General features: G+C 57.5%; 22 protein-coding genes and 1 pseudogene. 13 read left to right on the forward strand and 10 right to left on the reverse strand.

Going from position 1 to position 23,776, the window contains the following annotated elements:
• Positions 1 to 74: 74 nt before the first annotated feature.
• Positions 75 to 272, reverse strand: a pseudogene (locus ACW5XC_RS01560) (NADH:ubiquinone reductase (Na(+)-transporting) subunit A); the annotation flags it as partial.
• A 434-nt stretch (positions 273 to 706) separates the two neighbouring features.
• Positions 707 to 1,021 carry a BolA family protein gene (locus ACW5XC_RS01565; protein WP_042053239.1) on the reverse strand — a complete coding sequence of 105 codons (315 nt, stop codon included), beginning with the start codon at positions 1,019 to 1,021 and terminating at the stop codon, positions 707 to 709.
• 204 nt (positions 1,022 to 1,225) lie between these two features.
• Between ACW5XC_RS01565 and ACW5XC_RS01570 the strand changes: the two genes are divergently transcribed.
• From ACW5XC_RS01570 to ACW5XC_RS01590, 5 genes are all read left to right on the forward strand, one after another.
• Positions 1,226 to 2,359, forward strand: a complete 1,134-nt coding sequence (locus ACW5XC_RS01570) for a methyltransferase (protein WP_042053241.1) — start codon at positions 1,226 to 1,228, stop codon at positions 2,357 to 2,359.
• A 17-nt stretch (positions 2,360 to 2,376) separates the two neighbouring features.
• Positions 2,377 to 2,961 carry a YajG family lipoprotein gene (locus ACW5XC_RS01575; protein WP_042053242.1) on the forward strand — a complete coding sequence of 195 codons (585 nt, stop codon included), beginning with the start codon at positions 2,377 to 2,379 and terminating at the stop codon, positions 2,959 to 2,961.
• A gap of 2 nt (positions 2,962 to 2,963) precedes the next feature.
• A complete protein-coding gene (locus ACW5XC_RS01580; protein ID WP_042053243.1) occupies positions 2,964 to 3,551 on the forward strand; it encodes a peptidylprolyl isomerase in 588 nt (195 codons plus the stop codon).
• Positions 3,552 to 3,724: 173 nt separating this feature from the next.
• A complete protein-coding gene (locus ACW5XC_RS01585; RefSeq protein WP_042053244.1) occupies positions 3,725 to 5,104 on the forward strand; it encodes an AmpG family muropeptide MFS transporter in 1,380 nt (459 codons plus the stop codon).
• A gap of 156 nt (positions 5,105 to 5,260) precedes the next feature.
• Positions 5,261 to 6,103, forward strand: coding sequence for a nucleoside-specific channel-forming Tsx family protein (locus tag ACW5XC_RS01590; protein ID WP_042053245.1), 843 nt, complete (start codon positions 5,261 to 5,263; stop codon positions 6,101 to 6,103).
• Positions 6,104 to 6,210: 107 nt separating this feature from the next.
• Here ACW5XC_RS01590 and ACW5XC_RS01595 read toward each other — a convergent pair whose 3' ends face one another.
• Positions 6,211 to 6,693, reverse strand: a complete 483-nt coding sequence (locus ACW5XC_RS01595; protein ID WP_005338634.1) for a YajQ family cyclic di-GMP-binding protein — start codon at positions 6,691 to 6,693, stop codon at positions 6,211 to 6,213.
• 200 nt (positions 6,694 to 6,893) lie between these two features.
• Here ACW5XC_RS01595 and ACW5XC_RS01600 point away from each other — a divergent pair, with 200 nt between their 5' ends.
• Positions 6,894 to 7,847 (forward strand): ketopantoate reductase family protein, encoded by a 954-nt coding sequence (locus ACW5XC_RS01600; RefSeq protein ID WP_042053246.1) that lies wholly within the window; start codon positions 6,894 to 6,896, stop codon positions 7,845 to 7,847.
• 37 nt (positions 7,848 to 7,884) lie between these two features.
• Entirely contained in the window at positions 7,885 to 8,445 is a 561-nt protein-coding gene (locus ACW5XC_RS01605) for a DJ-1 family glyoxalase III (RefSeq protein WP_042053247.1), read from the forward strand.
• Between the two features lie 111 nt (positions 8,446 to 8,556).
• On the opposite strand, the gene ACW5XC_RS01610 is transcribed toward ACW5XC_RS01605, so the two are convergent.
• Positions 8,557 to 8,763 carry a hypothetical protein gene (locus ACW5XC_RS01610; RefSeq protein ID WP_019445898.1) on the reverse strand — a complete coding sequence of 69 codons (207 nt, stop codon included), beginning with the start codon at positions 8,761 to 8,763 and terminating at the stop codon, positions 8,557 to 8,559.
• Positions 8,764 to 8,894: 131 nt separating this feature from the next.
• On the opposite strand from ACW5XC_RS01610, the gene dinB reads away from it, so the two are divergent.
• From dinB to rlmM, 6 genes are all read left to right on the forward strand, one after another.
• The gene (gene dinB, locus ACW5XC_RS01615; protein ID WP_031227617.1) at positions 8,895 to 9,950 is read left to right on the forward strand and encodes a DNA polymerase IV; all 1,056 of its coding nucleotides are present in this window, start codon (positions 8,895 to 8,897) and stop codon (positions 9,948 to 9,950) included.
• 66 nt (positions 9,951 to 10,016) lie between these two features.
• Complete coding sequence (locus tag ACW5XC_RS01620) at positions 10,017 to 12,158, forward strand: methyl-accepting chemotaxis protein (RefSeq protein WP_042053248.1); 2,142 nt, start codon at positions 10,017 to 10,019, stop codon at positions 12,156 to 12,158.
• Positions 12,159 to 12,442: 284 nt separating this feature from the next.
• Positions 12,443 to 13,363, forward strand: a complete 921-nt coding sequence (locus ACW5XC_RS01625; protein ID WP_005338622.1) for a transcriptional regulator GcvA — start codon at positions 12,443 to 12,445, stop codon at positions 13,361 to 13,363.
• Positions 13,356 to 13,985 (forward strand): alpha/beta family hydrolase, encoded by a 630-nt coding sequence (locus tag ACW5XC_RS01630; protein ID WP_042053249.1) that lies wholly within the window; start codon positions 13,356 to 13,358, stop codon positions 13,983 to 13,985. Before ACW5XC_RS01625 ends, ACW5XC_RS01630 begins: the two co-directional genes overlap by 8 nt.
• 51 nt (positions 13,986 to 14,036) lie before the next feature.
• Positions 14,037 to 14,423: a DUF423 domain-containing protein gene (locus tag ACW5XC_RS01635; RefSeq protein ID WP_042053250.1), complete on the forward strand. Its 387-nt coding sequence runs from the start codon at positions 14,037 to 14,039 to the stop codon at positions 14,421 to 14,423.
• On the forward strand, positions 14,416 to 15,510 hold the full coding sequence (gene rlmM / locus ACW5XC_RS01640) for a 23S rRNA (cytidine(2498)-2'-O)-methyltransferase RlmM (protein WP_005338617.1): 1,095 nt from the start codon (positions 14,416 to 14,418) through the stop codon (positions 15,508 to 15,510). Before ACW5XC_RS01635 ends, rlmM begins: the two co-directional genes overlap by 8 nt.
• Positions 15,511 to 15,592: 82 nt before the next feature.
• On the opposite strand, the gene ACW5XC_RS01645 is transcribed toward rlmM, so the two are convergent.
• The 6 genes from ACW5XC_RS01645 to ACW5XC_RS01670 all read right to left on the reverse strand — a co-directional run bounded on the left by ACW5XC_RS01645 (position 15,593) and on the right by ACW5XC_RS01670 (position 23,757).
• Complete coding sequence (locus tag ACW5XC_RS01645) at positions 15,593 to 16,051, reverse strand: hypothetical protein (RefSeq protein WP_005349721.1); 459 nt, start codon at positions 16,049 to 16,051, stop codon at positions 15,593 to 15,595.
• Between the two features lie 117 nt (positions 16,052 to 16,168).
• Positions 16,169 to 17,176 (reverse strand): isocitrate dehydrogenase, encoded by a 1,008-nt coding sequence (locus ACW5XC_RS01650; RefSeq protein ID WP_005349723.1) that lies wholly within the window; start codon positions 17,174 to 17,176, stop codon positions 16,169 to 16,171.
• A 159-nt stretch (positions 17,177 to 17,335) separates the two neighbouring features.
• Positions 17,336 to 18,136, reverse strand: coding sequence for a flap endonuclease Xni (xni, locus tag ACW5XC_RS01655; protein ID WP_042053251.1), 801 nt, complete (start codon positions 18,134 to 18,136; stop codon positions 17,336 to 17,338).
• A 134-nt stretch (positions 18,137 to 18,270) separates the two neighbouring features.
• A complete protein-coding gene (gene ppnN, locus ACW5XC_RS01660; RefSeq protein WP_005338611.1) occupies positions 18,271 to 19,626 on the reverse strand; it encodes a nucleotide 5'-monophosphate nucleosidase PpnN in 1,356 nt (451 codons plus the stop codon).
• Between the two features lie 148 nt (positions 19,627 to 19,774).
• Positions 19,775 to 21,391: a GGDEF domain-containing protein gene (locus ACW5XC_RS01665; RefSeq protein WP_042053252.1), complete on the reverse strand. Its 1,617-nt coding sequence runs from the start codon at positions 21,389 to 21,391 to the stop codon at positions 19,775 to 19,777.
• Between the two features lie 83 nt (positions 21,392 to 21,474).
• Positions 21,475 to 23,757: a tetratricopeptide repeat protein gene (locus ACW5XC_RS01670; protein WP_019445908.1), complete on the reverse strand. Its 2,283-nt coding sequence runs from the start codon at positions 23,755 to 23,757 to the stop codon at positions 21,475 to 21,477.
• Positions 23,758 to 23,776 lie beyond the last annotated feature (19 nt).

A 23,776-nucleotide genomic window follows, 5' to 3' on the forward strand; every position in this document is an offset into this window, starting at 1 on the left:
TTGAAATACAGAACCCCCGATGCAGTACATAGGGGGTTCTGAGTAGAGAAATGCTAGTTGAAAATGTGTAAACCTATTTCAGGACTAGACATGTCTTCAAAAAGATCCTGACCTTTGATGACGCGATCACCTACTTTGACGAACATAGTAGGTCGCATCCCCACAAACTCCTCGCCCAGTGTCGCAACACGGGTGATGGCGGGGCCATCGTAGATTACTTGCTCTGGCGCACCCAGCACGGGGATGTCCAGTCCTCTTTTGATTGTAATCATACTTACTTGCACTACCGTTACGGGAGAGGTTGGTTAGCGCCGAGAAATACATCACGACGGGTGGTTGAATGAGTCGATGTTGTGGTTGCGCCAGGTGGGCAGGCTCAACAATTATTCAACATGCAGGCTCACTCAAAAGCGCTTGAGTTTACCACTTAAGGTGCATTTTCTGCCATGCCAAATGGGCAAAATCCCCGTGCCATCACAAAATTAACCTGCAATGAATAAGCCCCTGACACCTTGTAAGTAGTGGTTTTAAAGGTTTTTTTATTTCGATACCTCGATGGGGGTATTTGCCGTTGTCTCCACTATCAGCAAAAAGCCTTGATGCCGAAATATACCCCCTTGGATGTAGCCTTTTCGGGGCCAATGGGGGAAATATGTTTAATTTTTGTTGGCAGGTTCTCGAGGGGAATCCTGTGGTACAACCGGTTTCAGGAGAGCGACGGTTTGCCAACGCAGCTCGGGGTGCGCGGGGCGTGGCCTTTTTCCTGCCACTCGGTCTCGGTGTAGGTATGCAACGCCAGTGCATGAACGGCACCGGCCAGCTCGTCGGCCAGCACCGAATTGACCTGACGATGACGGGCCAGCAGCCGCTGCCCTGCAAATTGCTCGCTGACGATCACCACCTTGAAGTGGCTCTCAGATCCCGGTTCCACACGGTGCATGTGGCTCTCGTTGATCACCTCCAGCACGGTGGGGGAGAGGGCGGCGGTCAGCTTGGCTTCAATCAGTTGTTGGATGGTCATCGGATCGGCTTCCAGAGTGAATGTCGGGTCATTCTATCGGCAGTCGCGGGATGGAATAAGCCCCCGTAAGAGGGAAATCACCCGTCAGTTGCCCCCTTGATGCGCATCGAACTGGTGAAATTCCTGCTCCTCGCTAGAATAGCGCCACTTTGCGTCGCCCCTGGCGCCTGTATACACGAATCAAGCCGAGGTTGGACTCTTCCTATGCAAACCCTTCTCGACACTCCCCATTGCCAGCTCACGCTCTACCGCTATCCGCGCCAGAGTCAGGAGCCCCTGCAAGCCTGGGATGCGGCTGACGAATATCTGATCAACACCCTGGCGGAGTCTCCCCTCGAGCAGGCGGGCCCCGTCATCATCATGAATGACGGTTTTGGCGCGCTGGCCGCCTATCTGCATCCGCACTCCCCCTGCTGCGTCACCGACTCCTACATCAGTGAGCGGGCGACCCTGGCCAATCTGGCCGAAAACGGACTGGATGCAGACGGGGTTCGCTTGCAGGATGCGCTGGCGCCGCTGCCCGATGCCCCTGCGCTGGTAGTGATCAAGGTCTCCAAATATCAGGCTCTATTGGAGCAGCAACTGCTGGCATTGCGTGCGGTAGTGACACCGGCAACCCGCGTTATCGCTGCCGGCAAGGCGAAGGATATTCATACCTCCACCCTCAAGTTGTTTGAGAAGTATCTTGGGCCTACCCGTACCTCGCTGGCCTGGAAGAAGGCGCGCCTCATTCACTGCGAGCCGCAGGCAGAACGTCCCGCGCTGGCCAACCCCTTCCCGACTGTCTGGCCGCTGGAGGGGAGTGGCATGCTCATCCACAACCATGCCAATGTCTTCTCGCGCACCAGTCTCGATATCGGTGCCCGCTTTATGCTGGACAACCTGCCCATCCACAGTGCCCGCAAGGTGATCGATCTGGGCTGTGGCAACGGGGTGCTGGGTCTGTCGCTGCTCGCCAAAGACAGCGAGGTGGAGGTGACCTTTATCGATGAATCCTATATGGCAGTCGCCTCGGCACAGCTCAACGTCGAGCACAATCTGCCTGATGCACTGCCGCGTGCCCGCTTTATGGTCAATAACTGTCTCGACGGGGTGGCGGTCGGCTCGGCGGATCGGATCCTCTGCAACCCTCCTTTCCATCAGCTGCAGGCGATCACCGATCATATCGCCTGGCAGATGTTCAGCGATGCGCACCGGGTGTTGCCTCAAGGGGGTGAACTCTGGATAGTAGGCAACCGTCATCTGGACTATCACAACAAACTCAAGCGCTTGTTTGCCAACGCACAAGTCGTTGCGTCGAACAGCAAATTCGTTATTTTGAAAGCCATCAAACGCTAAAGCCAAAGGAAACCATGATGAAAAAGTCACTCTTGCTGCTGGCCGCCCTGATGCTGGGCGGGTGTGCCACTCATTGGCCGGAGACGGCACTGCTCAATCCGCAGGTGATCCCCGCCAACCAGCAATACTACTCTGGCAATCGCATCACCATGGAAGGGGTAGACAAGCGTGAGGCTGCCTACGTCTTCTCCATCAAACATAAAGAGAAAGCCCCCGTGCTGGTCAACAGTGAGCGTCCGCTCAACCTGCTGATGGCCGAGCGGCTGGCCGAAGGGCTGCGCAGCCAGGGTCTGGAAGTGGGTAACAGTGGCACCACCAACCTGACGCTGGTGATCTCCAACGCTGCAGTCAATGTGGAAGAGAAGACCTTTACCTATGTCACCAAATCCCGCGTCAGCCTGCAGGTGATCGCTGATTTCCAGGGCAACCGTCTGACCAAGCAGTTCAACATGTCCTCCAGCAAGGAGAGCCCGAGCGAGCCAAGCATGGCCGACCTGGAGTCTACACTGAACCTGCAACTGGGTAGCGTGCTGCAGCAGATCATGGCTGATGACGCACTGCGCGGCTACCTGAAAGGTCAACCGAACGGTGCAGGGATCTGATGATGAAAAAACTCTGGTTGCTGGCCATGCTGATCGCCCCGCTGGCGTTCGCAGGCCCGAAAGTCAGAATGGAGACCAACCACGGCAATATCGTGGTGGAGCTGGCGTCCAAGCAGGCGCCCCAGACGGTGAAGAACTTCCTGCGTTACGTGGCTGATGGCAGCTATGACGGCAGCATCTTCCACCGGGTGATCCAGGATTTCGTGGTGCAGGGTGGGGGCTACAACCAGCAGTTCCAGCAACTGCCAACCTATGAGCCTGTGGTCAACGAGTCGCGCGGCGGTCTGCCCAACAAGCGTGGCTCCATCGCCATGGCCCGCACCCAGGCGGTCGACAGCGCTACTCGCCAGTTCTACTTCAATCTGGTCGACAACAATAACCTCAACGCCGGTGGCTCTGCGGGTTATACCGTGTTCGGTCAGGTGGTTCAGGGGATGGAGGTGTTGGACAAGCTGGCTCAGGTACAGACGGGTTACAGCCCCATTCTGCGTGCCAACGATGTGCCGACCAGTCCCATCATTCTGAAGAAGGTGGTCTTGTTGGCAGAAACGCCGGCAGACAAGAAAGTCGACAAGAAAGCGGGCAAGTAACTCTCGCCGGACGCTGCTCGTCACCTCGCCCTCGTCAGGTCACAATACAAGGCTCATCCCGTTCGGGATGGGCCTTTTCTCTATCCGGACTTCTTTTGCCTATCTCTTTGCTCGCCTTGGCTATCTGCCATCAACCTGCCAAAATGACGCACTTTTCCAAAGTCGTCAGGTAGTTGAACATGATCCGCAAACCAAGCTGGAGAGAGTCCCTCGCCGTCTATCTCGAATTTCGGGTGTTTATTCTCTTTGCCATGGGTTTTTCATCGGGTCTGCCGTTGCTACTGGTGTTCGGTACCCTCTCATTCTGGTTGCGCGAGGCCGATGTCAGCCTGACCGATATCGGCTATATGAGCTGGGTGGCGCTCGCCTATGGCTTTAAATGGCTGTGGTCGCCGCTGGTGGATCGCATGCCGCTGCCGTTGCTCTCCACGCTGCTGGGGCGTCGCCGTAGCTGGATGTTCTTCTCCCAGTTGCTGATTGCCGCTGCGCTGGTCGGCATGGCGTTCTGCGATCCCAAGACCGAGCTGGCCCAGCTGGCGATGTTTGCCCTGCTGGTGGCTTTTGCCTCGGCCACGCAGGATATCGTCATCGACGCCTATCGCATTGAATCCGCCCCCGAGCGGCTGCAGGCGGCGATGGCTGCCTCCTACATGACCGGTTACCGGCTGGCGATGATCATGGCGGGCGCCGGTGCGCTGGCGCTGGCAGCCTGGTTTGGCAGCAACAGCGGCTATGACTATCGTGGCTGGCAGATTACCTATCTGGTGATGGCGGGTCTGATGTCACTCGGGGTCATCACCACGCTGTTTTGCCACGAGCCGGATATCGATCTGGCCGAGCAGGGCAAGCAACAGGCCGAACGCAAGGCGCTGCTCCTGGAAAAAGGGTGGCCTGCGCTGCTGGCGAGCGCGGGGGCCTGGGGCTATGAGGCGGTCTGGTGTCCGTTCGCCGACTTCTTTCGTCGCTATGGCAGCTCGGCGCTGCTGATCCTGGCTCTGATCGCCTGCTATCGGGTTGCCGATGTGGTGATGGGGGTGATGTCCAACAGCTTCTATGTGGATATGCAGTTCAGCAAGACCGAGGTTGCGACTATTACCAAGGTGTTTGGCGTCATCATGACGTTAATGGGAGCGGCCCTGGGGGGCGTGCTGGTGATGCGCTTCGGCACGCTGCGCATCCTGTTCTTGGGGGCGCTGCTCACCGCCAGCACCAACCTGCTGTTTGCCCTGCTCAATCAGGTTGGTCACAATCTGGAACTGCTGACGCTGATCATTTCCCTCGACAACCTCAGTGCCGGTATCGCTACCGCAGCCTTCGTGACCTATCTCTCCAGCCTGACCAATGTGGCATTTTCGGCCACTCAGTACGCCCTGTTCAGCTCGGTAATGTTGTTGCTACCCAAGTTGCTGGCCGGTTTTTCCGGGCAGGTTGTGGAGCAGATTGGCTACAGTGCCTTCTTTGTCGGAACCAGTTTATTGGGCTTGCCGGTGTTGTTGTTGATTGTGCTTGTCGCCAGAAAAGGGAGTGAGTTGCTCTCAACGGCTGACAAATAGCAAGCGTTTGCGTAGAATCGGGGGTGATTAGATTCACACTTCCGGATAAAGTTCCCGAGAAGTTGTTTCACCCCCAATTTTATTTGATTAGAATCCCTCTCGCTCCTTGTGGGCAGGCTACGGAAAACCTCAACTAACGCACAAGAGACCAATAAAATGGCCAAATTTACCAAGACTCTGATCGCTGCCGGTCTGCTGGCTGCTGCCGCTACCCCGGCCTTCGCTGCTGACTACAGCGGTGATATCCACAAGAATGACTACAAGTGGATGCAGTTCAACGTAATGCACACCATCGACCAGCGCCCTTTCACCACCGGTGAAGAGGACTACAACGATACCTATTTTGAAATGGAATTCGGTGGTCGCTCCGGCCTGTTTGATCTGTACGGCTATGTCGACGTATTCGATATTTTCGACTCCCGCCACAGCAACAAACACCATGGTCAGAACCTGTTCATGAAGTTTGCGCCGCGCATGTCTCTGGATGCTCTGACCGGTAAAGATCTCTCCTTTGGTCCTGTGCAAGAGCTCTACATTGCTAACCTGAACAACGTCGGCGACAAGCAGATGGAAAATCAGATTGGTCTGGGCGCCGATGTGATGGTTCCTTGGTTTGGCAAGGTAGGCATGAACCTGTATGCCCGTCATTCCACTGAGAACCAGTTCTTTACTCAAGAAGAAGGCGACTGGAACGGTTATCAGTTCTCCATGAACTGGTTCAAGCCCTTCTACACCTTCGGCAATGGTAGCTTTGTCTCCTACCAAGGCTATCTGGATTATCAGTTCGGTCTGGATACCCATGACCGTGCTGACCGTACCAGCGACAACCTGGCTACTTTCCACGGTATCTACTGGCATTCCGATCGTTATGCCGTTGGTTACGGTCTGAAGTACTTTATGGATGCTTATGGTACCAAAGATGGTTCCACTGCATTCGATGGTACTCCTTGGAAGAGCACCGGCTTCAGCCACTACTTCTCTGTTACCTACAAGTTCTAATAAAACTTGGGGTACAAAAAACCGGAGCATCTGCTCCGGTTTTTTTATGGCCGCGACTTAGATAGCGTGGCGCGAGTCATCAAGTGCGCCACGGCTGAGTGGATAAATCAGTCGCGGAAGTTCTGGAACTGCATCGGTTGACCCAGTTCGGCGCCACGGACCAGTGCCATGGTCTCTTGCAGATCGTCACGCTTCTTGCCGGTGACACGTACTTCATCACCCTGGATGGCGACCTGTACCTTGATCTTGGAGTCCTTGATCAGCTTGACCAGCTTCTTGGCGATCTCTTTCTCGATCCCCTGTTTGAACTTGACGGTCAGGTGGAAGCGTTTGCCGGAGTGAACCGAGTCACCCACTTCCATGGAGCTGTTTTCGATGTTGCGCTTGAGCAGGGCACCGCGCAGGATTTCGACCATCTGCTTGAGCTGGAAATCGGCATCGGCTTCCAGTTTTACCTCTTCCTTGTTCAACTCGAAGCTGGCTTCTACCCCACGAAAATCGAAACGGGTGGCCAGTTCACGATTGGCGTTGTCGACAGCGTTCAACACCTCGTTCATTTTGACTTCAGAGACAATATCGAATGACGGCATAGCCGGAGCTCCTCATGTTGCGTTATCGGGGGGCAAATCTACCAGAAAACGGGCAAATTTGCTGATTTTGATGGGGTTGCTCTGCTAGAATCCCCTGCGCACAGGACGGGTGGACCCGTTAGTGTCCACCAGCGACATCTTCACTTATCCCCGGTAACAGGTTGAGAGGATTGCAACCCTTACCCTGACAGAGTCACACCATGCCAAGCGGATTAAAGAATTCCCGACAGCCCGTTATTCCACCCGTTACTCCGAAGTGGTCGCTGTTGGGTTGTGGCGCCCTCGGCGGCGTTTTTGCCTCCCTGCTGACCCAGAGCGGTCAATCTACCCGTGTCTTGTTGCGCGAACATCATAAGTCCACGCTCCATCCGGGGATCGATTTCACCTCGCTGGAGGGGCATGTCCAGCTGCTCAATATCGAACGTGCATTTGCCGGCCAGCCGGGAAAAATCCAGCGTCTGTTGGTGATGACCAAGGCCAGTCAGGTGGTTGGCGCCCTGGCTCCACTGGTTGGCCATCTGGATGCTGGCGTGCCGATCGTACTGCTGCACAACGGGATGGGGATTGCCGAGAAGGTGGTCCAGATGTTTCCGCATAACCCGGTGATTGCAGGGGTGACCAGCCATGGTGCCATGAAAGCGGGCCATTTTGTGTTCCGTCATACCGGCAAGGGGGAAACCTGGTTGGGGCCATTTAACGAGGCAGCCAAGGCTCATGCATCACTGGCAGATGAGTTGGCGCAGGCATTGGGTCAGGCGGGTTGGGATGAGCAGATAGTGGCACGCCAGTGGCAAAAGCTGGCCATCAACTGTGCCATCAATCCCCTGACGGCCCTCTACAAGCTGAAAAACGGCGAGCTGGCTGGCCCCCGTTTTGCCGATGCCCTGCAGCAGATCTGTGTGGAGGTGGCGGATGTGATGTGCGCCGAAGGAGTTGCAACAACGGCAGAGGAGTTGCAGCGTCGGGTGATGACAGTGGTGGAACTGACCGCTGACAATTACTCCTCCATGCATCAGGATATGGAGCTGGGACGCGAGACCGAGATTGAGGCCATCACCGGCTTCCTGCTGGCCAAGGCTGCCCGGCATGGCATTGCCGTACCGGTCAATCAGGGTCTCTATCAGGCGATTAAAGAGAAGAGTCAGGCCGTCTGATCTTTTACATGGCAGAGCAAGCTGCAAGGAGGCGAACGTGAGTGTACTGGTGCTGGTGGCCCCCGGGTCGGAAGAGATAGAGACGGTCGCGATTGTCGATATCCTGGTGCGCGCCAGCATCGAGGTGGTGCTGGCCTCTTGTTGCCCAGCCGGATCGCGGCAGGTGAAGGCATCGCGCGGGGTACAGCTGGTGGCTGATTGTCATATCGACGAGCTGACCCGTCGGGACTTTGAAGCCATCGTGGTACCCGGTGGTTTGCCCGGCAGCGAAGTGATCCGCGATACCCCGCTGGCCATCGAACGGCTCAAAGAGCAGGCCGCTCTTGGTCGCTGGCGCGCAGCCATCTGCGCCGCCCCTGTGGTGGTGTTGCAACATCACGCTCTGCTGGATGATGCCATCGTCACCTGTCATCCCGGCTTTCAGTCCCGACTACCGACATCGCAACTGTCACATGAGCGGGTCGTCAGGGATGAGGCTCATCGCCTTATCACCAGCCAGGGTCCGGGCAGTGCCATCGAGTTTGCGCTTGAACTGGTTCGGGTGCTGCGTGGGGATGATGTGGCTACCGCCGTGGCTGGCCCTATGGTGCTGCCTTGAGCGCACTCTGTTGCTGAATCAAACTAGCCATGCTTTGAAAACCGGGCCCCGGTCATCTTGATCGGGGCCCGTTTGTTATCTGCCGTTGTCGGTCACGCCATCTTGTCCGGCTCAGTAGTCGTACTGTTTGCACTTCTTCTTGCGAAACTCTTCACGCCAGCGTGACAACTCTTGCTCTGTGCCGAGTGTGTCCCCTTTCTTGATGGCCTGTTCCAGTATCTCAATCCGGTCGTACAGCCAGCGGCACTCTGCTGTCGGGTTGTTCTTGCCGATGCCGGTCAACGGCAGCAAACAGAGTCCCAACCAAAGATATTTCATCCCGAAAGCTCCTTGTCATTGTGGTGGTAAAGGTCTCCTTGGAGTCTACTATTTTAGCCGCAACGAGAGAGATAGAGCCGCGGTTATCCTTGGGGTAAGATGATGCCATGTCTGTTTATTTATACAGTGGTATGCGCAAGATCATCCATATCGACATGGACTGCTTTTTTGCCGCGGTGGAGATGCGGGACAATCCGGCATTGCGGGAGGTGCCGCTCGCCATCGGTGGGGCCTCCGAGCGGCGCGGCGTCATCTCGACCTGCAACTATGTGGCGCGTCGGTTCGGGGTGCGCTCCGCCATGCCGAGCGCCCTGGCGAAAAAACTCTGCCCGCCGCTGGTACTGATCCCTGGGCGAATGGCGGTGTACAAGGATATCTCTCGTCAGCTCAGGGCCATTTTCCTCCGCTATACCGATCAGGTTGAACCGCTGTCGCTGGACGAGGCTTACCTCGACGTGACCCACAGTCGCTGCTGTGGCGGCAGCGCCACCCTGATGGCGCAAGAGATCCGGCAAGCCATCGTCACCGAACTGGGATTGACCGCTTCGGCCGGGGTCGCCCCCAACAAGTTTCTCGCCAAGCTCGCCTCGGAGCAGCGCAAGCCTGATGGTCTGTTTGTCATTCGTCCCGACGAAGTGGCCGAGTTTGTCTGCCAGTTGCCCCTCGGCAAACTGCCCGGGGTGGGGCGCAAGACCGCCGAGCGGCTGGAGGCGCAGGGGCTCTACACCTGTGAGGATGCGCGGGCCTTGTCGGCACAAGAGCTGTGCAGTCGTTTTGGCAAGCTGGGGGAGATGCTGACGACCCGGATCTGGGGGCTGGATGAACAGCCGGTGCAGGCGCACCGGATCCGCAAAACCATCGGGGTGGAGACCACCCTGGCGAGCGATGTTTGTGACGAAGCCGCCTGCCTGACGGTATTGCAGCAACTGCTGCCGGAGCTGGAGCGGCGATTTCAGCTGGCGTGCCCTGCCGAGCAGGTGATGGGGCAGGGAATCAAGCTCAAGTTTGCCGATTTCCACCAGACCACCGTCTATCGCAGTCAGGGTGGCTATCAGCCAGCCTTGTTCGTTCCCCTGCTCAAAGAGGGGCTACAGCGGGCGCAAGGGCGTTCGGTTCGCCTGCTGGGCTTGGTGGTGGGTTTGCCAAAAGAGGGTGAAGTTAATCAACTCTCGCTGGATTTGCTGTGAGAGAGTTAAGTTTTTGTTTATAAAGTCGATAATCTATCCATATCTGTATGACGTAGGAATATTGGCATGAGCGCTCTTTCTGTCCAGGGTCGGATTACCCTGATCGCCGGTTGCTGTCTGTTGGTGACAGCCGCCGCTCTGGTTGCCTCTTCGATTTACAACGCGAACAAGATGCAACAACAGGTGCGGCAAGCCACCATGCACGAGGCGCAGCAGTCTGCCGAGAACTGGATGAAGGCGATGGGCTCGGAGCAGGCGGCCAAGGTGACCAGCTATCTCGATGAGGCCTATTTCCGCGCCAGTTTGCTGGCGGAGAGCGTGTTGTTCCAGCGCAAGAATGCGGCTGAGAACTTTGTCCATTCGGAGGCGCTGCGCAGCGCCGTCAATCAGCAACTGCACGATGCCGTTGCCTCATCGACCAATCTGCTTGGTGTCTATGCGGTGTTCGAGCCTGATCAGCTGGATGGGGAAGACAGCAACTATCAGGGCTCAACGGCGCTGGGTTCCAACGACAAGGGTCGTTTTTCCAGTTACTGGGCCTACGACAACGGCAAGATAGAGCCGGAAGTGCAGAATGAGGATGTACTGGCCGATGAGAGCCCGACCGAGGCTGGTGGCATCGAAAACGAGTGGTATCGCTGCAGCATTCGCACCCGTGCCCTCTGCCTGCTGGAGCCCTATCTGGACGATGTGGGTGATAAACAGATATTGATGACCTCGGTGACGGTCCCGCTGCTGGAGCAGGGGACCTTGCTGGGGATGGTCGGGGTCGATATCTCGTTGGCCACTTTGCAGAGTTTGGTCAGCACCATGGACAAGGAGCTCTATGACGGCAAGGGCAGAATATTGCTGGTCAGTCACGAGGGGCGCGTGGCGGGAGCCGATGAGTTCGATGTGACCATGGGGCGTGGGCTGGATCAGAAGTATCAGGGGCTGGCCAGTGAGCTGAAAGGCTGGCTCAGTCAGGGTCAGGAGCTGACTCGCTGGAGCAGCGATGGCACCCTGTTGCAGACCTTTGTCCCGGTATCCATGCGTGGCACCGACCGTAAATGGGGCATCTACATTGAATTGCCACGGGCCGTAGTGCTGGCCTCGGCCCAGCAATTGCAAGATGAGCTGGCCAGTGAAGCCAATCGCAGCGTGGTCTCGCAGCTGTCGATCGGAGTGCTGATCTCGCTGGTTGCCCTGAGTTTTATCTGGTTGATGGCGCGCCAGATTGTGGCACCCATCCGCGCTGTAGTTGCCCGCCTTAAGGATATCGCCAGTGGTGAGGGGGATTTGACCCAGCGTATCGAGATCCAGCGGCAAGACGAGATCGGCGAGCTGGCCAAGTGGTTCAACAGCTTCCTCAACAAGTTGCAATCCACCATCAGTCAGGTGATTGATACCGTCTCCGGTACGCGCAACAGTGCCGAGCGAGCCGCGCAAGTGGCCGAGCGCACCAGCAGTGGCATGCAGGCCCAGTATCAGGAGATCGATCTGGTGGCGACGGCATTTGAGGAGCTGAGCGCCACCGCGTTGCAGGTCTCCGGTAATGCCGGCTCGGCGGTGGCGGCTGCCAACACCACTGATGCCGCGGCGCAAGAGGGCAAATATGTCGTTGCCGACACCCAGGAGGCGATGCGCAAGCTGATGACCATTATCAACGATGCCCAGCCGGTGGTGGAGCGGCTCTCGGCCAACAGCGACAACATCAATGACATTCTCATCGTGATCCAGGGAATTGCCGAGCAGACCAACTTGCTGGCGCTGAATGCGGCTATTGAAGCGGCGCGGGCCGGTGAGCAGGGCCGTGGCTTTGCCGTGGTGGCCGATGAGGTGCGCAATCTGGCGGGTCGCACCCAGAATGCCATCGTCGAGATCCAGACCCTGATCAGCCAACTGCAATCCGGTACCGGTGCAGTGGTCAAGGCGATCCGCGATGGTCATGGTCAGGCTGACGAGACCCTCGCCAAGGTGGATCTCTCGGTGCAGGTGCTGGAGCAGATTATCCAGTCGGTTTCCACCATCCATCAGATGAACGAGCAGATTGCCCGGGCGGCACAGGAGCAGAGCCGGGTGGCGGACGAGATCAACCGCAACGTCAGCAACATTCGTGATGTGAGCCATACCATCCGGGCCGAGGCGGCGACCTCCGCCGAAAATGGTCGCGAGCTCTCTGCGCTGGCGGACAAGCAGCAGCAGCTGGTGGGGCAGTTCAAGGTATAGAAGGGATGAAAAAAGGCGCCATCCAGCTGGAGGCGCCAAACACATTCAGATGACAGACTGGGTCAAACCGGTGAGATTTGAGCCCCTCTTCCCGCAGAGGAAGAAACACAACACCACAATCACAGTCGAAAGGCTCACTAAAAACACATGTAAACCAACACGTAGTAGAAAATGTGAGCCATATGACGACTGATTGCTGGGCGAATTATGTTTATTCACTGGTCGACCCGCAACCGACAAATTATAATGCGCCCCATTAGAAAAACTCATCGTCGGCTGGTGTCATGTCTCGTCGTTTACCCCCGCTCAATGCCCTCAAGGCCTTTGAAGCTGCGGCTCGTCACTTAAGCTTTACCCGCGCAGCAGAAGAGTTGTTTGTGACTCAGGCTGCCATCAGTCACCAGATCAAGGCGCTGGAGGAGTATCTTGGCATCAAGTTGTTCCGCCGCAAAAACCGCTCCTTGTTGCTGACCGAAGAGGGGCAGGGCTATTTTCTGGATATCAAGGACATCTTTGCCTCCATCTCGGAAGCGACCGACAAGCTGCTGGCCCGCAGTGCCAAGGGGGCGTTGACTGTCAGTTTGCAGCCGAGTTTCGCCATCCAGTGGCTGGTGCCGCGGTTGGTCAAGTTCAGCGAGCGCCACCCCGATATCGACGTGCGGATCAAGGCGGTCGATCTCGACGAAGGGTCGCTCACCGACGATGTGGATGTGGCCATCTACTACGGGCGCGGAAACTGGCCGGGTCTGCGCTCGGACAAGCTGCATACCGAATACCTGATCCCGGTCTGTTCCCCCTTGCTGCTGACCGGGCCCAAACCGCTGCGTACGCCGCAAGATTTGACTCTTCATACCCTGCTGCACGATACCTCCCGCCGCGACTGGAAGGCGTGGTTCCGCCAGCTCGACATCGATGCACCTAACGTCAATCAGGGGCCCATCTTCAGCCACTCCACCATGGTGATCCAGGCGGCGATCCACGGCCAGGGGGTGGCGCTTGGCCACAGCGTGCTGGCACAACCCGAGATTGAGGCCGGCCGCCTTATCTGCCCGTTCGAGCAGGTGCTGGTGAGCAAAAATGCTTTCTATCTGGTGTGCCAGGAGCAACAGTCGGATCAGGGCAAGATCGTTGCCTTCCGCGACTGGATGCTGGAGCTGGTGGAGCAGGAAGAGGCGCGTCGCAGGGCAAGGCTCGCCGATGCCTGATGTGATCCGCGAGGGGGCAATTGATGCCCCCGTTCGCATTTTGCTGGCCCACGGGGCAGGCGCGGAGATGGATCACCCCTTTCTTGCCGAGTTGTCACGTCTGCTGGCTGGCCCCGACATCGAAGTGGTGCGCTTCAACTTTCCCTACATGACAAAGCGTGCACAGGATGGCAAGCGCCGCCCGCCGGACAGAGCACCTGTGCTGCTAGCCTATTGGCGCGACATGATCCGCGAGTTTGCCCATCCACGACTGTTTCTGGCGGGCAAGTCGATGGGCGGGCGGATGGCGGCGGAACTCTATCGTGAAGGCAAGGGTGAGATGAATGCTGCAGGATTGCTCATTCTCGGGTATCCTTTCCACCCTCCGGCCAAGCCCGACAGCTGGCGAGGCGAGGTACTCAAGCATATTGCAGTGCCAACCCTGCTGTTGCAGGGGGAGCGCGACACCTTCGGTAGTCGCGCCGAACTGGCCGATTTCCCCTTCTCACCCGCCGTATCGGTCCATTGGTTGACCGATGGTGATCATGGTTTCAAACCGCGTAAAACCAGTGGCGTGAGTGAGCAGGAGAATATGCAGCATGCAGCGGCGACCATCAGCCATTTTGTGGCCCGGCACGGATAGCACGATAGGGTTGGTTTTATTGCCAGCCGCGATGAGAGAGGGAGAGTGAGGATGCAGATCCATCGACATTGGCTGATACTGGCCGGTCTCTTCGGGTTGACGGCCACCATGCTGGGGGCTTATGGCGCCCATGGATTGGCGGCGACCGGCATTACACCCGAGCGTCTGGCGGCATTCAATACCGCCGTGCAATATCAGTTTTTTCACGCATTGGCCCTGCTGGTTCTGGGCTGGTGTGGTGTGCGCAGCAGGGTGATCCACCTGGCTGGCACCGCTTTTGTGCTGGGGATCATCGGATTCTCCGGCAGTATTTACGCCATGGTGCTGCTTGGCAGCAAGGGGCTGGGGTTGATTACTCCGGCCGGTGGCCTCTGTTTTATGTTGGGATGGGCGGCCCTGAGCTGGGCTGGCTGTCGTCTTGGAGGAAAAAATGAATAATCTGCTGCTTTATTGCCGCCCCGGTTTTGAGAAAGAGGCGGCTGCAGAGATCACCGAGCGTGCCGGTAACATGCAGTGCTACGGTTTCGCCCGGGTCAAGGACGACAGCGGTTATGTGATCTTCGAACTGTATGACGAGGAGCAGGCGGACCTGCTGGCTCGCAAGCTGCCGTTCCGGGAGCTCATCTTCATCCGTCAGATGCTGGTGGTCACCCATGAGCTGAAGGATCTGGATGTCGCGGACAGGATCTCCCCGATCCTTGAGGCGGTGAGTGACTACACCATTTGCGGCGATCTGCGGGTCGAAACCGCGGATACCAACGAAGCGAAAGAGCTGTCGGCCTTCTGCCGCAAGTTCACCGTGCCGCTGCGTCAGGCGCTGCGCAGCAACGAGATCCTGACCAAGAAGGAGACGCCAAACCGTCCGGTGTTCCACGCCTTCTTCATGGCCAATGATCACGTGTTGCTGGGTTACTCCTACTCGTTCAACAACTCCGGATTCCACATGGGGATCCCGCGCCTGCGCTTCCCGGCCGATGCACCGAGCCGCTCCAGCCTCAAGCTGGAGGAGGCGTTTTACGTGTTCGTGCCGCGGGAAGAGTGGGATGTGCGTCTCTGTTCAGGCATGAAGGCGGTGGATCTGGGCGCCTGCCCGGGTGGCTGGACCTATCAGTTGGTGCGCCGTGGCATGATGGTGACGGCGGTCGACAACGGTATGATGGCCCAATCCCTGATGGATACCGGTCAGGTCAAGCATATCCGGGATGATGGTTTCGTCTGGCGTCCGAGCAAGAAGAACACCTACTGGCTGGTGTGCGACATGGTCGATAAACCGGCGCGGGTCGTTCACATGATTGCAGACTGGTTCCGTGAGGGCGACTGCCAGGAGGCGATGTTCAACCTCAAGCTGCCGATGAAGAAGCGTTATGCCGAGTCGGTGCACAATATCGAGGTATTGCGCGAGATGCTCAAGGAGATCGACAACGCATTCGTGATCCAGGCCAAGCAGCTCTATCACGATCGAGAAGAGATCACCGTGCATGTTTACAACAAGTACTGGGTCTCCAAACTCGAGCCCAAGGCGTGATGTAGCAGTTCTGCCTGTACGATAAATACCAAGGCCGACAGGGAAAGCTGTCGGCCTTTTGCTATTCGGCTGCCGGAAAATATCAGAAACGGTAATCGAGGCGCAGGGAGGATTCGTCGTCGGTCACCTTGATCTCTATCTGCAGCGGGATGGTTTTGTCTACCGGATTGAACTGCATCTTTATCCCGTCTCCTCTCAGCCTGAGGGCGGTGTTCATTCCGCCAGCCTTGAACTTGACCTTGGGTCTGAAGCGTTCGACCGACAGACTGACGCTCTTTTCCGGGGTCAGATTAAGCTGCGGGTAGGAGGTGATCTTTTGATTACCAAAGTTGTCGGTGGAGACTTCAATACCAAATGACAGGGGTTTGGGTGCCTTGAGCAGGTCGTTGGTATTCAGGCTTGAACGCCATACCTCGGTGGCAGTCCGTTTTTCCTGCTGTGGCAGTTTGGCAGTTTGGGTCTGTTGATCCTGTTCGAAGGCACTTGCAGTACCACACACCAGCATCAGACCCGAAACCAGATAGCACCCGTATCCCTTCATGAAAAACACTCCCTGTTCTTCTTCTCTATTGAACATAGTTGCTGTTTAGGGAGTGGCAAAGGATTCGGAAATATAAAAAAGGGAGCCGAAGCTCCCTTTTAAAATCAATTAATTAACTCACAGGCGATCGATGATGGCCTGGGTGAATTCGCTGGTGGAAGCCGTGCCACCCAGATCGCGGGTGACCCGATCACCGGATTCGATGGTGGCTCGTACTGCCTCGCGGATCCGCTCTGCTTTATCTTGCATGCCGAGGTACTCCAGCATCTGGATGGAGGCGAGGATCACCGAGGTCGGGTTGGCAATGTTCTTGCCTGCAATGTCAGGGGCAGAGCCGTGGACCGCTTCGAAGATGGCCGCGCCATCGCCGATGTTGGCGCCGGGCGCCATGCCAAGGCCGCCAACCAGACCGGCGCAAAGATCCGAGAGGATGTCACCGAACAGGTTGGTGGTGACCATGACATCGAAACGCTCCGGGTACATCACCAGATTCATGCAGGCGGCATCGACGATCATCTCTTCGCTCTGGATATCCGGGTAGTGGCTGGCGATTTCACGGGCCACTTCGAGGAACAGGCCGGAGGTCGACTTAAGGATGTTCGCCTTGTGGATGATGGTGACCTTCTTGCGCCCTTCCTGACGGGCCAGCTCGAAGGCGAACTTGACGATGCGCTCGGCCCCTTCGCGGGTGATGATGCTCATCGCCTCGGCACTCTTGTTGTCATCGCTGCGCTTCTGACCTGCTCCCGAGTACATCCCTTCGGTGTTTTCACGCACTGTGATGATGTCGATGTTGTCGTAACGGCTTCTGGTGCCCTTGAAGGAGATGACCGGACGCACGTTGGCGTAGAGGTTGAATTTCTTGCGCAGGGAGACGTTGATGGAGGTAAAACCGCCGCCGACCGGGGTGGTCAATGGCCCTTTCAGGCTCACCTTGTTCTTCTCAATCAGATCCAGGGTAGCCTGGGGCAGCAGCTCGCCATGCTTCTCGAGGGCAACCAGACCCGCATCAGCGTATTCGTACTCAAAGTCACAGCCCGCATGGGTCAGGATCTGGATGGCTGATTCAATGATGCTGGGGCCGATGCCGTCGCCGGGGATCACGGTAATTTTTCTTTTGGACATGAGAGGGTTCCACTTCCAGGGTATAGGGGAGGATGGGGCTGCTTTATAGCATTTACTCAGCAAACCAACCACATTCCTTTACATTCTACTCACTTTTATCAACAGCGAGGGTGAGTCTCGTCATGGTTCACGCCCTTGTCTGCATTTTTGTTCGTCCATTTAGTCCGGCTGGGGCGGGTAGCGGATGTCCCGCAGGTTGAATCCCAGCGGAATATCCCGCTGCAAGCGCACCAGCCGCTGGGCCAGCAGGGCCTCATCCTGATGTTGGCGCAGTTTGATCAGTGGCTTGGCGGCGTCCTCTTGCTGACAGGCTTCGAGCATGGCTGCCAGATTGCCATATTGCTGCAACAGCTGGGTGGCGGTCTTGGGGCCGATCCCCGGAACCCCCTTGATATTGGAACCGCTGATACCGGTCAGGGCCCAGAAGTCGACCAGCTGAGCAGGGGCTACCCCATATTGCTGCTGGACGAAGGCCGCATCCAGCCAGCGTTTGTTGAAGTAGTCGCGCACCCGGATATGCGGGCAGATCAGTTGGCAGAACCCCTTGTCGGTGGAGATGATGGTCGCCTGATGGCCATGGCTGGCGATGCCGCTGGCGAGGGTGGCGATAAGGTCATCCGCTTCATCTGTCTCGGAGAGCAGGGCATCGACACCGCACTCCCAAAAGGCATCCTGCAGGGTCGCCAGCCCTTCACGCAGTTCGGGGGGCATGGGAGTTCGCCCCTCCTTGTAGGCCGGATAGACCTCCTTGCGCCAGCTATGCACCTCGCCATCAAACACGGCAATGACATGGGTCGGCTCGCTATTGGCCAGCAGCTTGCGGCAGGTATTGATAAGGTTGGCGCGGGTTGTAACCAGCGCCTGGGCAGGGGTCAGTGCCTGCTGGGCCTGTACCGCGTGCAGACGGCGAATGAGGTTGAGGGCATCGATGATGAGCAGGTGTGGCCGGATAGTTGACATAGGGCACTCTTGGCGGTCGGGACGCCCCATTGTAACAAACCGCTCGCCTTATGGGGATTGATGGCGGTCGGGAAGGCATAGCACCAATAAAGAGGGGCGCCGATGCGCCCCTCTTTCGATGATCTATCTGTACCCTAGCGGACGATTTCGTAGCAGGGCACATACTGGCTGCCCGGCAGCTTCATCCGCTGCTGCTTGACGAAGCTCTCCAGCAGTTTGTCCATCAGGTGCATCAACTCCTTGTCTCCGTGCAGCTTGAAGGGGCCCTTCTTCTCGATGGCGCGAATGCCCCCTTCCTTGACGTTGCCAGCGACGATGCCGGAGAAGGCACGACGCAGGTTGGCGGCCAGCAACTGGGGCGGCTGGTTGCGGTGCAGATCCAGACTGGCCATGCTGGCGTGATCCGGTTCGAAGGGGAGCTGGAACTCCGGCTCAATCTTGAGGGACCAGTTGAAAGAGTAGGCATCACCGACCGATTTGCGGTATTCGCGGATTTTCGGCATCGCCTCTTTCATCACTCGGGCTACTTCAGGCGCATCGCCAACGATGATCCGGTAGAGCTTGGTCGCCGGTTCACCGAGGGTCGCCTTGATGAAGTCGTCGATGGCACGGAAGTAGTCGGCACTCTCTTTCGGGCCGGTCAGGATGATGGGCATCGGCTGCCGCTCGTTGGCCGGATGCATCATGATGCCGAGCAGATAGAGCAGCTCTTCGGCGGTGCCGACCCCACCCGGGAAGATGATGATGCCGTGGCCGAGGCGCACGAAGGCTTCCAGCCGTTTCTCGATATCCGGCAGGATCACCAGCTCGTTGACGATGGGGTTGGGCGGTTCGGCCGCAATGATGGAAGGCTCCGTGAGGCCGATGTAGCGGCCGTTGCGTACCCGCTGTTTGGCATGGCCGACGGCGGCACCCTTCATCGGGCCCTCCATGGCACCCGGGCCACAGCCGGTACAGATGTTCAGCTCACGCAAGCCCAGTTCGCTGCCCACGGCGCGGGTGTACTGGTATTCGATCTCGTTGATGGAGTGGCCACCCCAGCAGACGATCAGGTTGGGATCGGCGCCGGGCAGGATCACCTTGGCGTTGCGCAGAATGGCGAACACCACGTTGGAGATATGAGTGGAGTTGGTCAGATTGACCTGGCGGTTGGACTCGAGCTGATTGGAGACATAGAGAATGTCGCGCAGCACCGAGAAGAGGTGCTCCTGAATGCCGCGAATGATCTCGCCATCCACAAAGGCGTGCTCGGGGGCATTGAACAGTTCCAGCTTGACCCCGCGTTCGCGCCGGATTACATGAATATCGAAAGATTTGAAGCGCTCCAGGATCTCCTTGGAGCTGTCGGTATGGCTACCGGAATTGAGCACTGCCAGCGAGCAGTTGCGAAACAGTTGATAGATATCGCTGGAGGCAGTCTGCTTGAGGCGATCCACCTCGAGCTGTGACAGCAAATCCATGCTGCCAACGGGATTGATGTGCGTAATCATAGGTTCCCCTTTACTCACTTGTTATCGTTGTGTTTTTCCCTGGGGAGAAAAGGGGACGCTATGTTGCATCCCCTGAGATCGATAGTAGTGGTAACAGAGGGTGGAGGGAAATAGGGCGACGACTGTTCGCTGTTTTTTTAGCCGCTTGTCAGGCCAGTGTCACTTGATCCCGACCGGTGTGCTTGGAGTGGTAGAGTGCCTTGTCCGCCCGTTCAAATACATCTGACGGGTTGTCCCCATCCTTGAACAGGGTTGCGCCGATGGAGATGGTGATCTCCACCTTGGCATCGCGAAAACGGAACGGGATGCTCTTGATGGTCTGGCGCAGGGTCTCCAGCGGCTTCTGGAACTTGTCCGGGTTGATGTTGGGCAGCAACACCACGAACTCTTCCCCACCAAAACGGGCGATGAAATCAGTGTCACGCAGCGCACTCTGCAGCGCCTTGGCGACTACTTTCAACGCCTTGTCACCCGCCATATGGCCGTAGTTGTCATTGATGTTCTTGAAATGATCGATGTCGATGATCGCCATGCAGAGCGGAGTGCGGTAACGAAGCCAACGTTTGTACTCCTGCTCCAGCCGTTCATCGAGGGCAGCCCGGTTGTGCACCTGGGTCAGGCTGTCGAGGAACAGCTTGTGTTTTTGAATGGTCAGCCGCTTCTTGTACTCGGCGGTCTCCTCCTTCATCAAGCGCAGCTTGGACTCCATAGTGGAGAGGCGGGTGAGCAGGTGACGCTCCCGCGCCGCCGTGCTGTCACGCTCTTGCAGCAGCAGGTTGATGGCGCCCATATGGCCGGAGATGGCGCGCTTGAGCGTATCGATGGAGTTATGGCTGGCCAGGGAGTGATCGATCGCCTGCAACTCGTTGACCAGCGCTTCGCGGGTCTCGCGGGTTTCGTTTTGCAGCGCGCGCCCCTCATCGAGGGATTCGGTAAAGCCGACATGTACTGCGGACAGGCTCTCGTTGAGGGCGCTGAGGAAGGCGCGAGAGGCTTTGCGCTCCTCACGGGTGCCTTCGATGATGAGCTCGATCACCTGCAGGCAGGTTTCCGCCAGCAGGGCAGGGTTGATCCCGATCAGCAGTTGGCGGCGAATGTCGCTCAGGCTCTCGCCGATGGCGCCGGCAAAGTCGAGTTCGGTGATAAGCCGCTGCAGCTCATCGGCGATACGAGCGTGATCTTTTAGATCAAACGGGTCTACATCGGGTTGGCCATCGTTGCTGGCAGTATCACTTTCTTGTTGAGTTGCACCTGACGGTGCCAACAGGGGTTGGCTTGGCAGCAGCTGGATCTTGATCGCCTGCTGGTAGAACTCCAGCAGCTTGATCACCTTCTTCTGGTGATCGGCAATGCCGTAACCGACCGGACTTGCCAGAAATTCCTTGAGGGACTTGCGGGTCTCTTCCGGGAAGCCCTTGATGGTTTTCAGCTGTTTGGAACCAAGATCGATGGCAGTTTGAGTCAGGGTGATCGACTCTTCGAGCGCATTGCTGTGCTGCTGCAGCAATTTTTCAATGGCCAGCAGGTCGGCGTCCAGCGAGGTAAATGCGGGATTGTTATCCAGTTTCTGCTTGAGCTTGGCGAAGCGATTGTCCAGCTCGCGGTCGAAGCCACGGCAGGAGAGCATCAACTTGTTGATAAACTGGATACCGCGGGCACGCTCTGCATCGGAAAACGACAGCACGCCGTCGAGTTCCAGCTGTTTCTGCTGAAGGGATTCCCTGAGTCTTGCCAATTGTCCTGCTACGGCAGCGATGTCATTCATTATCAGGTCGCCCTGTTGTCATTATTGTTTTTGGTGTTGGATAGCAACAGTGGTCGAACCTGGTTTCGATCCTCGCCTGTTATCTACATTATTTCCTGGTGGTTATCGGCTGCCGGCTTCCTTGCAAGGCTGGGCCAATTAACCCATTGCTTTTCATGAGAAGAATTGACTTTTACCAGTCCCTTGTCAATTGCCATCAGGCCGCATTGCCACACATCTCCATTAAAAAATGCCGCTTGTTGGCAATCGATCGCAGCCAGCTCCAACCAGGCGTTTTGCTGGCATTTTTCACTGAGCTGAATGGCTCCCGACAGGGCGAGATAGCAGAGGTCAAACAGGCCATTGTGATCGAGCGCGGTCGCCGCTTTCGGCAGGAAAGGGTGACTGACAATCCCGAGGCTGATCCGGCGATCCAGCGGATAGTTGCAAGGGAAGGCGGCGATGGCGGTCAGCAGGTCTCCCGCCAGTTGATGCAGGTTGGTGACGTGACGCTGTGGCACCACATAGAGCATGTGCCCTTCACGCAAGTCATAGATACGGCCATCTTGCGGGGTCAGGGTGTCCATATAGGCACCGAAGGCCTGCTCGATTTCTCTGCTGGCCTGATAGCCGTGGCGCTCCAGCGTATTGACCAGGAAAGGTACCCGGAACAGCAGATAGTGCAGCTTGTCATCGAACTCGCTGGAGGGCTGTTCGCTGAGGTACCAGCGATCCGATTTCAGCTGGCGCTTTGCCATCTCCCGCGGCCAGCGGTTCATCAGCCGCTGCCAGTTGGCCAGCCCCGAGCGTGGCTCGATCAGCAGGGCCTCATTGGTCCGTTTCAGTTGCAGGCGGGCAGTACGCAGCTTGAGCCAGAGGGTGAAGAAGAGGTAGATAAAGAGCGCCAGCAGCAGGCTGGTGGTGATACTCGACCAGAGATAGCGCTCCTGCTGATGCTGGCTGTTGTTAAGCCGCTGCTCCAGCTCCTTGATATGTTGCACCCGCTCGACCTGAACATAGTTGTCGCGGATCGCCGCCTGCTCCATGGCCTGTTCCTGCTGGCGCACCTCCTCGCCAAGACGGTGGAAGCGCTTGTAGCTGTCGAGGGCCTGGCGCAGATACCCCTTCTGCTCATAGGCCAGCGACAACAGGCGGAATACCTCGTACTGACGGCGGGTATCGCCGAGCTGATTGGCCAGTGCGCGGGCGTTCTCCAACTGCAGGATGGCGATGGCGGCCTCCTGCTTCTTCAGATAGAGCTCGCCGAGCAGCAGCAGAGTATCGATCAGCGGCTCTTTGGCATCGCTCAGCTCATGGGACTGACGGGCCGCATTGAGGTAGTTGCTGGCCAGCGAGAGGTTGCCGCTTTGCAGGTAGGTCTTGCCGATTTCATATTTGAGCAGGGAGGCTTGTGGTCGGTTGCTCCCCTCATCGAGCAGATCCAGCGCATTGAAGAAGTAGACCAGCGCCATATTGAGGTCGCCCTGCTCGCGGTTGAGTCGCGCCAGCACCATCAGGGAGTCGCACAGCAGGGAAGGGTTGCCGATGGAGTGGAAGTAGTTGGCCGCCTCATTGGCATACTGCAGCGCTTTCTGGGGCTCCTGCTCCTGCTGATAGAGTTTGACTATCTGGTTCGACAGCAGGCCGAGAAAGAGCGGGTCGTTGAGGCTTTTGGCCTGTTGCTGGGCATCGATATATTCCCCCAGCGCCAGTTGCGGCTGCTGCAGCGCGCGATAGAGGTCGCCGCTGATGGCGCTGACCCAGGCACTGGCGAGGGGATTGGGGGTCTTGGCGGCCCAGATCCGCGCATCTGCCAAGTGGGCCTTGGCATCATCGAAGTGCTGGTTCTCGATGTCGTAGCTGGTGCGTTGCAGGCGGCCATAGATCTGCAACTGGCTCTGCTTGAGAGTGGGGACGGCCAGCTGCTCGTCCAGCTGATCCATCAGGGCGCGGCTGGTGCTCTGGTTATCCGGTTTGAGGGCCTGACTGCGGATCTTGAGATAGAGGCCGTGGGCCTTGAGTTCCGGTTGTCGCTCTTTGTCTGCCAGCGCCATCGCCTTGTCGAGCGCTTGCTGGGTGGCCTGATATTGGCCCAGTTGCAGCAGACACTCCCCTTTGAGCAGGTGGGCGCCTATGGTCTGGGCCGCCGTGCTGTAGCTCAGGATGGGCTCGCGATAACCGAACTCCTGGCGATTGCTGATGATTTGCTGGGGATTATTGGCTGCGCGCGTCAGGAAGGCGGTGGTGATCTGGACGCATCTGGCAGGATCGGTCAGTACCATCGATTGCGCTTGTTGCAGATCGATAGAGAGTTGCTCCTTGTCCAGATCCAGATTCGGAGCTGACAGGGAGGACATCATCATGGCCAGAAAAAACAGTTGATTCATTGGATTAAGGACGGCGCAG

The sequence above is a fragment of the Aeromonas sp. 25-AL00135 genome (genome assembly GCF_054052385.1).